Annotated in this window: 6 protein-coding genes and 1 pseudogene; 4 read left to right on the top strand and 3 right to left on the bottom strand. The window is 52.8% G+C overall.

Features of this window, described 5'->3' with window-relative positions; translation table 11 throughout:
• Positions 1-272: 272 nt before the first annotated feature.
• Together ACO08I_RS15795 and ACO08I_RS15800 are read right to left on the bottom strand one after the other, a co-directional pair.
• On the bottom strand, positions 273-1,232 hold the full coding sequence (locus tag ACO08I_RS15795) for a spherulation-specific family 4 protein (protein ID WP_421946428.1): 960 nt from the start codon (positions 1,230-1,232) through the stop codon (positions 273-275).
• A gap of 502 nt (positions 1,233-1,734) precedes the next feature.
• Complete coding sequence (locus ACO08I_RS15800) at positions 1,735-3,030, bottom strand: hypothetical protein (RefSeq protein WP_421946429.1); 1,296 nt, start codon at positions 3,028-3,030, stop codon at positions 1,735-1,737.
• A gap of 550 nt (positions 3,031-3,580) precedes the next feature.
• On the opposite strand from ACO08I_RS15800, the gene ACO08I_RS15805 reads away from it, so the two are divergent.
• Entirely contained in the window at positions 3,581-6,652 is a 3,072-nt protein-coding gene (locus tag ACO08I_RS15805; RefSeq protein ID WP_421946430.1) for a SusC/RagA family TonB-linked outer membrane protein, read from the top strand.
• A gap of 44 nt (positions 6,653-6,696) precedes the next feature.
• Positions 6,697-8,469 carry a RagB/SusD family nutrient uptake outer membrane protein gene (locus ACO08I_RS15810; protein ID WP_282774669.1) on the top strand — a complete coding sequence of 591 codons (1,773 nt, stop codon included), beginning with the start codon at positions 6,697-6,699 and terminating at the stop codon, positions 8,467-8,469.
• 98 nt (positions 8,470-8,567) lie between these two features.
• Here ACO08I_RS15810 and ACO08I_RS15815 read toward each other — a convergent pair.
• Positions 8,568-8,782: pseudogene (locus tag ACO08I_RS15815) on the bottom strand (phytanoyl-CoA dioxygenase); the annotation flags it as partial.
• 215 nt (positions 8,783-8,997) lie between these two features.
• Here ACO08I_RS15815 and ACO08I_RS15820 point away from each other — a divergent pair.
• Both ACO08I_RS15820 and ACO08I_RS15825 read left to right on the top strand, forming a co-directional pair.
• Positions 8,998-10,836: a T9SS type A sorting domain-containing protein gene (locus ACO08I_RS15820; protein ID WP_421946431.1), complete on the top strand. Its 1,839-nt coding sequence runs from the start codon at positions 8,998-9,000 to the stop codon at positions 10,834-10,836.
• 89 nt (positions 10,837-10,925) lie between these two features.
• Positions 10,926-14,066, top strand: a complete 3,141-nt coding sequence (locus ACO08I_RS15825; protein WP_421946432.1) for a gliding motility-associated C-terminal domain-containing protein — start codon at positions 10,926-10,928, stop codon at positions 14,064-14,066.
• Position 14,067: the final 1 nt, after the last annotated feature.

The following is a 14,067-nucleotide window of genomic DNA, read 5'->3' on the forward strand; positions in this document are numbered from 1 at the left end:
AAGTAGTCTCTGCAGATGTCGTTTTTCATGTTATTGAGGCCTGTATGCTAATGGCTTAGTTATAGAAACCGGTTTTAGCGCCCCGTTCAGGATTTATGGAGCTAAGAGATGCTATGTTAGCATCCAACCAGTTCTAAAAAAAATTGCGGCTTATGTCCCAGTGCTCTTTGTACAAGTGAATCAAATTAGGAATACAGGCTCATACAACATGCCGCTCCCGGCATGTTATGGTAAATGGAAGGCACTTCCAAAGCGCCCTCCGTCTAAAAAATTCAGAACAACCGCCAAAAGAAGTCCGGCAATTTGTCCCAGGGATTGCCGTCCGCGCCGTCATCGGTGACGTAGAGGTAGGTAAAACCCTTTTGTGCTAATCTGGCTTTGGCATCGTCCCAGGTAAAGTCCAGGGCGCTATAGGCAGCGCCGCTGCGCAGTTGCTGCTGTAATTGCGAAAGAATGTGCGCATCTTGCTGATTGGCGGTAAGCCCTCCCTGCTGATAGAGCATGGCGGCGGCTGGTTTGCCTTGCATCAACTGTGCGTTGTACCCTACTTGCTGAAGAGCAGCATTGACATCTGGTTTCGCTCCGGGGCCGGAAGGGTACAAATTGATCGGCCGTTCGCATACGGAGTGAATCCAGTCGGGAGTGCTGAGGTAACCCGACCCTGGCGTGGTGCCGTAATGCATGACCCGGTATAGCTTTCGCCCGGCGTCAAAGTTCAGGGCTACGTAATTTTTGGCGTAATTGTCCAGGTCTTTCAGCCACTGCAATTTACCCGCATCCGTAGGAGCCTCATCAAAAAAGTAACCGTCTACACTGTAAGTGTTGTGCCATCTGGAGATTTCTCCCTGTACTTGCTGCAGATTACGGCCACTGCAGGCGGCTGAACTGTGATCCAGCCCGTAACACAGGTGTACATAGCCTAATACGACGCCACCGGCATTGCGCACCTTTGTGATGGCTTCCTGATACTTTTGTACGGCCCAGGCATTACTGCCGTCCCCCGGCCCACTATTGACGTTGGCAATGACCACCAGGCGGTCGCCGTACTGCCCGGCCGCCTCAATGAGGGTAGACCAGTAGGGGCCAACATTATGCTGACCAGGTTCCGCATTGTCGTAGGGGAAGAAGTAGGCCGGTACAATTACCTTATGACCGGAGGACTGTGCACTGCCAAGCTGTGGAAGGAAGAACAGGGCCAGGAAAACAAGAAGCAATAATGGAGTTTGTTTCATGATCAGTTTATATTTTGTCCTTTTATTTGCTGGTGAAAGCATAGGTTACTCCTTACCGGTGAAAAATAATCCCAGTGGAGAAGAACGGCTATTGCCGTGGATCAAATCCTAAGTTCACCAAGTGAAGAACTGATGCTGCAAAGATGGGAGTAGCCTGCCCAAATAACCTTACCAAATGGGTGCAACGGTTTGTCTGTCCGTTGAATCAGCAATAGAGAGCGTTCAGTCACGGTTGATGATGGCTGGTCAGATACCGTAGTTGTGGAGCTTGCCAATGCCTGGACTGAATAGGCGCCCAAGTCTTGGTCTTCGTCTATTCGTAAAGGGGGAATGCACTACCAAATCAGCAAAAAGCCCTGCCCATCATAGGTCACTCCATGCGTAAAGCTTCCCAAAACAGCCCTTTAAGCTCGTTGGCATAGCGTCTGAACGGATACTGCAATCTCTGGTTTTGCCTATCTAAAGCCAGGCATACCTTCGGTTGTCAGGCTGCAATATGGCTTTACAAGCGCGTATTCACAATATTATTAAGTGTAGACCCGAAGGTATAGCTCAGCCCCAGTCCGGTGCTTGCTGCAAAGTCCGTCGCGATCTGCCGTTGCTGCAGCAGGATATCCTCCACAGAGGTGTCCCCTTCCGGCAAATTGATTTGATCGCTGACCAGGTCGAAATTAGCAGAAAACCGGAGAGCGAGCCCTTCGTACAGCCTTACGGCTATCCAGTTGTCGAACTCTACCCGGTTTTTGGACATATCGTGCAGGAAAGAAGAGGCCTGCAAAGTGGTGAAAATATCACCCCAGGGCTGCCGGAAGCGCAGCTGAATATCCAGAGAGTGGTTCAGGAGGTTTTCCTCAATTTGCCCGAAAACCGTACGCTCAAAGTATTGCTGATGCTGAAACCCAATCCGGTAGGCAAAGGTAATCTCCCGGCGCAGGACTTCCTCGTAGGGGAAGATGTTGTACTCCAGGGCAGGGTGAAAATTGTAGGCCTGAGCAATATTATTGAAGGTGCTTTGGCGTATGCCGCTAAACACGCCGGTAGACCAGTGATCGGTGATACTCTTGACGATACTCCCCGATAAAACCTTCCATTTTCGAACACTCACCAGCATTTCATCGTCGCTCTCAAATTGGTTCTCCGCGTGGCTGACCTGACCATCAATCCGCACCCGCCAGGCATCCGTAACCCGGTCTATATCTACGCCCAGGTCCACACTAAATTCTTCACGGGAGGACTCCTTGTACAACCGGCCGTTGCCCGAAACTTCAAAAATCCAGTAATCCCACGGATCTTTGTTTTCCTCAGCATCGGCAGTACCTGTCCCTTCCGGCACATTAACCTGGAAATCGATATGGCTGGCCAACTCAGAATTCACCAGATAATGGAGCAGCCCCTGATTCACTGTTCTCAGCAAACCGTCCCGGACCTCCGAATTGGTCATATTGGGGTTAGACTCGAACTTGAGTTCCTGCTCCAATCCCTCAAATGACCCCTGACCTTTGAAGTTGAGGGTAAAAGAGCGGCCACCTGCACCGGTCCAAATATCAAAAATAAACAACTGAATATTGGCCTGACCCTGATCGCGCACGTGGTCCAGATAGGTGATTTCCTGCACCAGATAGTTACGGTCGCAGTTGCAGTCTATGAAGAGCTTAAGACGGCCCTGAGATTGCCCCGGCAATACGGAGGGAATAACGAACGCAAGGCAAAGCAGTGCTAAAAGGAAGTTGGGTTTTGGATAAGCTCTGCCAAAGATTTTGAAAATGTGGGTAGTTTCTGCGGTTCTGTTGTCGTGCATGATTGAAAGTAAGGTGGTTTTGGTGCTTGAATCAAATTATCCTGTGCTGTAAGTTATTAAGATTTCTTATTAAGTCTAACAACTAAACGGGTTTAGTTGTTGATTTGACAAAATGCTGTAACTCGAAGAGAACACTTCGGAAGCGTTGTGCTAACTTTTTAGATTTAAATGAGGCCAGCCCACTCTTAATCTCCTCTTAACACCACTACCCATTTCACTTAACATTTGGTATCTACTTTTGGGTATCAATTCGCTAGTCAGCCTGCCGGGCAGTATGCCCTGTATGCACAGGCAGGCCACACAACTATTTTCCTGATCTAAGTCGGGCCTTCATGGCACTGCCCCCGGCGTGGTTTGCTGCGCCGGTCTCCTGATGAGCATTGGTGCTGAACTAATGTGACAGTGGCACCGGGTACCCGTAAGCCCCCAAATAGCCTGTCCCAATAACAAATGTACTGCAAATGCACTGTGGTGCCCTGATCGTCTACGTTGCAGCTGGAAAAGTGCCGCTGCCAACACTCACTTTTATTAACTTAAAACCATACAGTCCATGAGATTTATGCGACTAAAAGCCTTTATTCCAGGCTTACTCATTTGCGGGAGCTTCCTGCAAGCCGTTGCTGCACCAGGCAACATTGAAACTGTTGTACAACCGAAAAACAGGGAGGCTTACCTTGTCGAATCAACCGCTTCCGCCACTGAAGCCCGGCCCATTTCCGGCCAAGTTACAGATGAATCAGGGGAACCCCTCGTTGGCGCAACCGTACAGGTCAAAGGTGCCGTTACCGGTACCGTTACCGATGTGGACGGTAAGTTTACCATTCAGGTGGAGGATGATGCGGTGCTTATCATTTCCTACATCGGCTACATTTCAGAAGAAGTTTCCGTAGCCGGGCTATCCAACATTCAGCTACAGCTGAAGCCCAATGCCACTCAACTGGACGACGTTGTCGTGGTTGCCTACGGTACGCAGAAGAAATCAGATGTCACCGGTGCTATTGGCGGGGTGAACTCCGATGAGTTCAACCGGGGCGTAGTGACCAACCCCGGACAGCTCCTGCAGGGCAAAGTGGCCGGTGTCAACGTCTCCAATGTGAGCGGGGAGCCGGGTGCAGCCCAGAATGTGATCATCCGGGGTATCGGCAGTTTGCGCTCGGGCACAACGCCGCTTTACGTAATCGACGGTTTCGTACTGGACAACTCCGGTACCGGTGTGGCCAACAACCCGCTGAACTTCATCAATCCGAATGATATCGCGAGCATCGATGTTCTGAAGGACGCTTCGGCATCAGCCATCTACGGCGCCCGGGCTTCCAACGGCGTCATCGTAATTACGACTAAGAAAGGGCAGGAAGGCAAAGCCGAAACCACCCTTTCCACGTCCAGAGCAGTCTCCACCATCGCCCGCAAACTTCCGGTCTTTGGCGCGGATGAGTTCCGGCAGCAGGTCACGGCTATCGGCGGCCGGCTGGAAGACTTTGGCGGCAACACGGACTGGCAGGATGAGCTGACGCAGACCGGAATTTCCAACAACGTCAACCTCTCGGTAAACGGAGCGGCCAATGAGCCCTTTTCCTACTACGCTTCCCTCGGCTACCAGGACCAGGAAGGCATCCTGCAAAACAGCAACCTGGAGCGCTACTCCGGTAAGCTGAACGTGACGCAGAAAGGGATGGGTGGCCGCCTCAGCATCGATTTGAACCTCACCGCTGCGCATACCAAGAACCTGCGCCCCAACATCTCTTCCACACTGGTCGACATGCTGGAATTCAACCCCACCCTACCTGCCCGAGACGAAAATGGTAACCCCCGCCTGCTGGACGAAAACCGCCTGAACCCGCTGGTAAGGAATGATATCTATTCTGACAACTCCATCAACAACCGTATCCTGGCAAATATCGCTCCGTCCCTTGAAATCGTCAGAGGGCTGACTTACAGGCTGAACTTCGGTGTGGACTATTCCACCACTTCCAGAAATGTGCAGTGGAAACCCTACGCGCCTCTGGCAGGCTTTGAAGGCTCCCTGAACTCCATTGAAGTGGAAAACGAAAACCAGCTGGTGGAAAACACCCTGACGTACCAGTTTGAAGCCGGCAGAAGCAGCTTCAATATACTCGCAGGCCATTCTTACCAGAACCTATTCGTTACTTCCCGGTCTACGTCCTTTGAGCGGTTTGTGGACAACGGCATTGACCCCGTCTACCAGGACCACACGAGCCCGGACGACCTGAGAACGACCGTGAATGCCGCTGCCGAAGAAAATGAGCTGCAGTCCTTCTTCGGAAGGGTTAACTACAGCTTCGACGGCAAATACTTGTTTACCGGTACCATGAGAGCGGACGGCTCTTCCAAGTTTGGCGGCAACAACAAGTACGGCTACTTCCCCTCTCTGGCGGTGGGCTGGAATATCACGCGGGAGGATTTCTTCTCCAATACGGCCTTCGACAACCTGAAGCTGAGAGCCAGCTGGGGACAAACCGGCAATCAGGAAATCCCTTCAAAAATCACCCAGGAGAGTTTCAATGAATCCCGGGCTCAGAGCGGTGGCGCTTCCGACAACACCTATCCGCTTGAGCCCGATCAGCTCACCCTGGATCAATATCCGTTTGGGGTTACCTTCACCCGACTGGCCAACCCAAATATTCAGTGGGAAGTATCTACGCAGACCAACGTCGGCCTTGACTTCGCCCTGTTTGATTACCGCCTGACCGGTACCCTAGACTACTTCAACAAGGTGTCTGACAACATCCTGCTTGAAATCTCACCGGCTGACCCGATTCAGCCTACGGCTACCTTCTGGACCAACATCCCCAACATGGAGATCCGCAACAGCGGCTTTGAGCTGTCTCTGGACCTGGGCAGCAATCCAACAAGGGAGCTGCGCTGGAACATCGGTGGTAATATCTCTCTGATCAATAATGAAATCATTGATTCTCCATTCTCCGTGCTCGTAACGGGTACGGCTTCCGGGGCCGGGCAAACGGGCGCCACCATCAATGGCTACATCAATGGAGAGGCCATCGGTGCTTTCTACATGCAAACCTTCGACGGTATTGGCGAAGACGGGCTCAACCGCTTCGTGGATACCAATGGCGACGGTGTAATCCTGGATGACGACCGGACGGTGGTCGGGTCCGCACTGCCGAACACCCTGTACGGTTTCTACCTGAACCTGAACTACAAGAATTTCGACCTCGGCGTGAACTTCAACGGTGCTGCCGGCAACAAGGTGTACAACCACACTGCTATGAGCAGCTTCATCAAAGGCAAGCTGGCGGTATCTTCCAACACCACCGACTTTGCCGTAGAGTTCCCGGAAGAGGAGATTACCAACTTCAACGAAGTATCCACCCGCTTCCTGGAAGACGGCGACTTCCTCCGGTTGAACAACCTCACGCTGGGGTACAACCTGAATACACAGCGGCTGGGCATTGGAAACGCCATTCAGCGGGCACGCCTGTCCCTGACCGGGCAGAACCTGCTGCTGATCACCAACTACTCTGGTTTTGATCCGGAAGTGAACGCAGGCAGTGTCGCGGGCGGTATTCAGACCTTCGGTATCGACCGGTTTGCTTACCCCTCAGCAAGGACCTTCCTGGTAGGCCTGGATATCACTTTCTAATCAGCCGTATTCAACTTTTTATCTGACTTTTTACACCAACAATAATGAAAAAGCAACATTTTTATAAAACCATTTTCCTGACGGCACTGCTCTGCATGCAGTGGAGCTGTACCGACCTGGAGGAGAATGTACTGGATGAATCTTTCGCCGGCACTGGCCAGGCAGAAATCATTAGCGGTGCGATTGCGCCGGCTTATGGCTACATTAGGAACGGCGTATGGAGGCACACCATTTATTTTGGCCTGCAGGAAGTTTCTTCTGATGAAGCCATCCTTCCGGCACGGGGTGGAACCGACTGGTTTGACGGCGGAAAATACATCGCCCTCCACGCTCATCAGGTGACCCCTACCAATGAGGTCATCACGGATTCCTGGAATGGCGTGACGACCAACATCTCCCGGGCATTGTCCGCTATTGAAGTGCTCCGCCCGCTTGCGGATGCAGGAGATACGGAAGCCGAGGGTGCACTGTACGAGATGATTACCCTGCGCGCTTACCTGAATATGCTCATGCTGGAAAGCTGGGGCCTGGTGTTCCAGAAGGAAAACTCCACAGAAACTTCCCGCATCCTGAGAGGGCAGGAAGCCATTGACTACATCCAAAGCGAACTGGAGTCTGTGGTAGACGTGATCAACACCGATAAAGGCACAGGCCGGTTCACACAGGGCGCTGTCTGGGGGCTTCTGGCAAGGCTGCACCTGAATGCGGCCGTGTACCGTGACCCTTATGGCACGCCTAACTTCACAACGGAGGACATGGACAAGGTGATTGAGTATTCTGATCTCATCATCAATTCCGGCCGCTACGCACTGGAGTCGGAGTACTTTGACCTGTTCAATGACGACAACAACGGCAACCCTGAGCTGATCTTCGCATTGGACCAAAGAGGGCAGTTGTCCAACGAGCAAGGCAGATGGGCCTACTGGTCGGTTTCCGGCGCTTACCTGGCGCGCCCGGAGTGGATTGCGGACGGCAACCCTGACGGCACCAATGGACCGGCTATGACACCGGACTTCTATCAGACTTGGGTGGATGCCTATGGCGATATCGACCCGGCCGATGCCGATGCCCGCTTCTACAAGCGTAATGTGATGGTCCCTGAGGAACTGCAGGACCTGACGGGTCTTTCTCCGGCCAATGACGAAGACCACTTTTTCTGCGTGCCCCCATTGGATTTCCAGATGGACCGGGGTATTCTACGCGGCGTTCAGTGGGGCCCAAGAGAAGGCCCGGACGGCAACTTCCTGGCTTGCGCTGATGGTTCCGCCCGCATTTATCCGGTACGGGAAGACGCGACAAGCTCCGTGAGAGAAGCCGAAGAAGAAGTGTACGTTACCCACGTGGTAGACATCAACTTCACCACGGAAGGCAGCTTCCACAACACCGGCTACCGCTACGCCAAGCATCAGTTCAGCCGTACTTCGCCCAACGGCACCTCCAACAGCAGTGTGGACATCGTCCTGCTGCGCCTCGGAGAAGTGTACCTGAACCGGGCAGAAGCCAAATTCCGCAAAGGGGACGTGGCCGGCGCGCTGGAGGATATCAACACCCTGCGCACGGCCAGAAACGCCCGCCCGGAACAAACGCCTGCGCCACTCAGTGATATTGACCTCGATCGCCTTTACGACGAGCGTGGCTTCGAACTATACTGGGAAGGCCACCGCCGTAATGACCAAATCCGCTTTGGCAAATATGAGGACACCTGGACTGAGAAGAACAGCACGGACGTGAACAAGCGCCTGTTCCCTATCCCGCAGAGCGCGATTGATGGTGCTTCTGTTTTGGACGGATTCCTGGTACAGAACCGGGGATACTAAACCTACTCTATGGCTAAATAAGCCTGGAGCGTAAAAAAACGAAGGCAGCAGTATCAAATGTGGTACTGCTGCCTTTTTTGTGATATGAGGTCGGGGCGCTAAATCAGCACCGGGTTCAGCGGCGTACCAATGACCGCTCCGATTTCCGCTCCCGGGCACCAGGTTTTCCAGTCGTTTTCCTGGCCCGAGTTGACCGGGGCTTTCAGCTGCATGTCTTTGTCCATGTAGATGATGGTCATTACTTTACGCATGGAGGAGCTTTGATAGCGCCTGCGCGGTGGAATACCCACCCGGAATGGCAACAGACTTCGCCCGTGCCAGGCAGCCGCAGGTGTATTCAACCCTCACTACAAATCCACAATGTTAAATCTGCGTAAACGGCTTGGAGCTATCACCTAAATTTTATATTTTTAAGAAAACAACGCGTAATACACAAAAATACAGGCAGCTGCAAATTCCAAGCCCAACTGCGCGATCTGAAAACAACCGTTGTCCAAAAAACACCAGGACAACCCAAAAACTGTTGATATGAAAAATACAACATTGTTTTTTCTTTTCTTTTCTTTTCTTTTCTCTAATCATTTGGTAATGGCACAGTCGGGTAATTGTACGGATTACTCTTTATGCTTTGAAAAAAGGGTAGACAGTAATGGCGATACGATAATTGACGTGCTGCTGTTCAATCCGCCGGATTCCATAGAGGGATTAAGAGTTACGGTTGATTTATCCTCAGAAGCCTTTGATGTTACCGCTTTTGATATTGATACTGTATTGCTCGTAGGTACTCCTATTTATGTTGAGGGATCATTGGAAGATGAGCTTCGCTCAGAGAACACTTATTTTGATGACCCTAAAATTGTAACAGAGGATACCATAAAATTGTGCTCTTTCACAGCCAATGGTCCTCCGGGCGGCTGTATTGACGTATCTTTTGGATTTACTAATTCACTTGTTTCAGCTGAAAATGGATTTGAGGGATGCGCACCAGATTCACTGGCTCTCGTGAATTGTGCAACTACATTGTGTTTTCCAAGTGTAGAAATTTCCGGAGTGGTAGAGGCGCTCGTTGATTGTCAGGATTCCGTAGCTAATGACTTTGGCATGAGAGATGTAATTGTTTCTGTTTATCAGGATTTAAGCTCGGCTCCTTATGATAGTGGCCGGACGACAAACCAGGGCGATTACGGTGTGCTCGTGGCGCCGGGCCATGATTATGTGGTTGCCCCGACTATAGACACCTCCAGATATATCGATACTTGCGGAGTAACTGAGGTGGATATTGCTAGGATAAGGGAACATATTTTAGGCACTGACCATTTTGACTATCCTTATGAGTTCATCGCCGCGGATGCCAGTCAAGATGGGACAGTTAACACTAGTGACCTGATACTTATTGCGAGTGCAATAGTCGGCGATACTACATTCTTTGATTATTTAGGCTGGGAGTTTATCCTATTAGAAGAATACCTTTCGCTAGATGATACGCCTTTGGATACATCGGCAATTAACTCCGTGAGCAATAGCGATACCCTCTCCAATTTAAATTTTAACGCTTCTGTATCCTTTATTGGCATAAAAATTGGAGACGTTAACCTAACCTGTTCAGCGTGTTATACCCCTACAGAAAGTGGTAGCCGGTCAGTCGATCTGCGGCTTTTGTCCGGAACGTCAGATACGGAAAAGTTCGAATTGCGCTTTCCTGCCAATGTGAACTTAGGAGGCACAATTGAAGTACCATTATATGCCAGTGACTTTACTTCAGAGGGTGTAATGGGGCTTCATTTGTGGGCAGATCCCTCATATCTGACCTTTGAAGAGGCGACACCAGCTCATTTGCCCGAGCATCAATATTTCCTATATACTGTCAATGAGCCAGACCGGCTCAGCATGCTGTGGTTCAATGATTTGGAAGGGGGCGCTACAGTCGATAGTGATAAACCGCTGGTTATACTGAAGATGAAAGTGCATGCCCTGCCTGTGGAATGGAGTAGCGCGATTAATTTACAAAACCTTCCTGACAGAAATAAGGTCTACCCGGATGGTACTATTGTAGGACACCCGATCAGCCTAAAGGTATCTGTACAAAGTGAAGCCCGAACTAGCGAGAGTGGGTTATACCTTCACAAGGTACAAAACCCTTTCCACGATGAGCTGCGTTTCAGCGTTACTTCGAAGGTTGATGCTGCCACGAACATAGAATTATTAAATTTGAATGGAGAGCAGGTTCTACAACTGCGCAGAATATTACATTCGGGCAGGAACGACCTGATACTTACTGACGTTTCCCAACTGCTCTCAGGTACTTATCTGCTTCGGATTGTAAGCGATGATGGCAGTACGTCAACTCAGAAAATAATCAAACAGTAGACCTTCACCCCTAAAGTGTTCATTCAAAAGCCAGGCTCGCGCCCCAGCGAGCTTGGCCTTTGCATTGTTTCTGCCAACTACATAATACCATGAAAAAGAGCATAAGCCTCCAAAATCTTTTTGTCTGTGCACTCATTGTTACGGCCTACGCAACTCCTGTTTTAGGGCAGGAAATCCTGGTGACTTATCGGAATGGGATAAATGGGCCTACTAATGTAGGTATTCTAAATCCTTCTGAATGTGCATTCTCTGTGGTTGATACGTCAATTGCATCTGGTATAGACGCTCCTTTTTTTAGTTATACACCTTCGGGACAATTGTACGCCCTAAGTCTTCAGAGCGGCGACTTCTATTCTGTCAATTTAAACGATGGCTCCTTATCATACATCGGCTCTTTTAACACGAATTTTGGAGAAATACAGTTCGTTAACGACAGTATCTTCTACGCTATAAGACTCGAAGGGATGATTGGTGCGGTAGGTATTGCCAATGTAAATACCGGAGAGACTGAAATTTTAACTACGACGGAGACTGACCCTGTCGGCTATGGGTTTGGCTTGACCATCAGGAACGACAGCCTGTATTACGGAGATGGTTTTGGTATTCATTACATGGACCGGGAGAATTTCCAAAATAGCGAAATGGTCATCCCGCTAGACATTTTTGAAGAAGGAGCCATTGACGATATGGTCACGCTACAATTATCCTGCGACAGCACCATCACCTATGGCTTTAGGTGGGCGCCCATTGAAGAGCGGTACTTCATGGACATTATAGATTTCGAAAACCAACAAAGGATAGACATCGGCTGCGAACTGCCATATCGCATAAGATCGGCTGCATCACCGCTTGAGCTTACACCGCCTGCCTGCACTCTAGTTGTAGACCCCGACCTGGACGACAGCACCGCCCCATTGCTGTCTTACGCTGCCGATACGGCCTGTGCACCCGGTGCCCTGCCGGTGGTGGACGCTGATGCCGGAATTGAATCTGAGCTCGGTTATGTGGACTCCATCCGCGTACTGCTTGACGGCACTTTAGACGGCGCCGCCGAGTCCCTAAGTTTTCTCGGCCAGGACAGCATACAAGTCAGCGGGGGCGGCAGCGCCCTCCTGCTCAGCGCGCCCCTCCGCCCAAGCATTCAGGCTTGGGAGCTAGCCCTGCAGGCCCTGCGCTACAGCAATACCGCTATGCCGCTTCAGGCGGGCGAGCGTCAAGTCCGCTTCATCGCTTACGCTGCAAATAATGTATCAGACACAGCCCATGCCCGGCTGCCCTTATTCAGCAGTACGCCCTCCGCAGGAGAAGACGCTTCTGTTACCGCCTGCCCGGGCGCCGCCCCATTCCAGCTGCTGGACAGCCTGGCTGGCAGCCCTGCCCCCGGCGGGCAGTGGCAGCCGGGCAGCGGCTCCTTCGACCCGGCAACAGACGCCCCCGGCACCTACCTTTACATACAGAGCAGCGCCGGGTGCCCATCGGATACCGCTGTGGCCACCGTAGAAATTGCGGATGCGCCCGCTTTCAGCCTGGGCGTGGATACCGTCTTGTGCCCCGGTGGAAGCCTGCTGCTGCAAGCGCCCGCCGGGCTGCAAAATTACTCATGGAGCGACGGCAGCAGCGGGGCCTCCCTGCTCGCACAAGGCCCGGGGAGCTTTTGGCTGCAGGCAGCCAATTCAGCAGGCTGTGCCGCTGCCGATACCATCGAGCTGGCCTTTTCTGACCTTTCAGGCGTAAGCCTGCAGCCCAGCCCGGCGCTCTGCCGGGGGGGCAGCAGCGGCAGCATCCTCGCGGCGCCGCAGGGCGGGCTGCCCCCTTACAGCTACAACTGGACAGGCGGCATTGCAGGCAACCCACTCAGCGGCATGCCCGCAGGCACCTATAGCCTTACCGTGACGGATGCAGCGGGCTGCACACAAGCGGCTACTGCCGAAATCACCGAGCCGGCAGAGCCCGTCCTTTTCCAGGAAAGCCTTCAGCTCTGCAGCGGCGACACTTTCACATGGCAGGGAGCAGCCTACACAGCAGATACGCTGCTCACCGCCCTTTACACTACAGCGGAAGGGTGCGACTCTGCTTATCAGCTGCAGCTCGTGTTCACCGGCACTATCCTGATAGAAGAAGAAGCCACCGCCTGCGAAGGCGAGCCCTACAGCTGGCAGGGGCAGCTGCTCTCACAAGATACCACGGCCTGCATCACTTACGCCAGCAGCAGCGGCTGCGACTCCACGCGCTGCTTAACGCTGGCCGTACTGCCTGCCCCTGATGCCGGGCTGCCCGACAGCCTTTTGCTGTGCGGGGGCAGCACAGCCGTTTTGCAGGCCGGGCCCGCCGCCGGGTACACCTGGCTGGACGGGTCGCAAGGCAGCAGCATTGAAGTGGGCAGCCCTGGCCTGTACAGCGTTACCCTGACGGGCGATAATGGCTGCGTGGGCAATGGCTCCACGGAGGTGCTCCTGGTGCCACCCCTCAGTGCAGCCTTCAGTCTCCTGCCGCCAGGCTGCACTGGGGAAGAGAACGGTGAAATTACGATAGCAGACCTGGAAGGCGGCAGCCCGCCCTACCAGTATGAGCTGTCGGGCAGTGCGCCGCAATCCAGCCCTGTCTTTGCCGGGCTGCCCGCAGGCAGTTACGAGCTGGGCATATCCGGCTCAAACGGCTGCCGGCTCGACACCGTATTGGTTTTACCAGGCCCTGTGCCGGTTACGGCAGAGGCCGGGCCCTCCCGCACTATCGTACCGGGGGAAGCTGCCCCCCTGCTGGGCAGTACCAATCTTTTGGTGCCCATAGTGCAATGGTCGCCCCCGGAGGGGCTGTCCTGCACGGACTGCCTGACTCCCCAAGCCAGCCCGGCGCAGACGCAGCTCTACCAGCTGCAGGTGACAGATAGCCTGGGCTGCACCGCCTCAGATGAAGTGCTGGTAACGGTAGAGGAGCGGCAGGGCTTTGCTATGCCCAACGCCTTTTCGCCCAATGGCGACGGGCGCAATGATGCCTTAGGACCGGTCTTTGCCATGCAGGAGCTACGGGTACGGCGGTTTATGGTGTTCAACCGGTGGGGCGCAATGCTGCACGAGCGGGAAAACCTGCCCATTGACGACCCGGGCCTGCCCTGGGACGGTACCTTCAAGGGGCAAGCCGCCCCGGTTGAAGTCTACGCCTATTACATCGAGGTCGAATGGCCGGACGGGCGGGTACAGCAGGACCAGGGGGAAGTCAGCCTTCTAAGGTAGG

It is taken from the genome of Phaeodactylibacter xiamenensis (assembly GCF_965229835.1).
GTDB lineage: Bacteria > Bacteroidota > Bacteroidia > Chitinophagales > Saprospiraceae > Phaeodactylibacter > Phaeodactylibacter xiamenensis.